This is a genomic window from Peribacillus sp. NPDC096447 (assembly GCF_044762725.1).
Classification (GTDB): Bacteria; Bacillota; Bacilli; order Bacillales; family DSM-1321; genus Peribacillus.
This window is the reverse complement of sequence record NZ_JBIWEV010000004.1, coordinates 387,116-387,448: the sequence shown is the minus strand read 5'-3', so window position 1 is coordinate 387,448 and position 333 is coordinate 387,116. Positions and strand designations below refer to the sequence as shown.

General features: G+C 60.4%; 1 pseudogene. It reads left to right on the top strand.

Annotated features, from left to right (window positions below):
- A pseudogene (locus ACIQZD_RS16210) lies at nucleotides 1-333 on the top strand (NADH-quinone oxidoreductase subunit C); the annotation flags it as partial.

Sequence of the window (333 nt, the reverse complement as noted above, 5' to 3'; positions counted from 1 at the left end):
GCGGCCAAGGCGAAAGCGGCAGCACTGGCCCGAAAACGGGCGAAAGAGGAAGCTGCGGAGAAGCCGGAAGATGAAACGGATATAGCGAAGCAAAAGGCAGCGGCAGCGGCCAAGGCGAAAGCGGCAGCACTGGCCCGAAAACGGGCGAAAGAGGAAGCTGCGGAGAAGCCGGAAGATGAAACGGATATAGCGAAGCAAAAGGCGGCAGCGGCGGCCAAGGCGAAAGCGGCAGCACTGGCCCGAAAAAGGGCGAAAGCTGAAAGTGCAGATGCGGAAGATGAAACGGATATAGCGAAGCAAAAGGCGGCGGCAGCGGCCAAGGCGAAAGCGGCA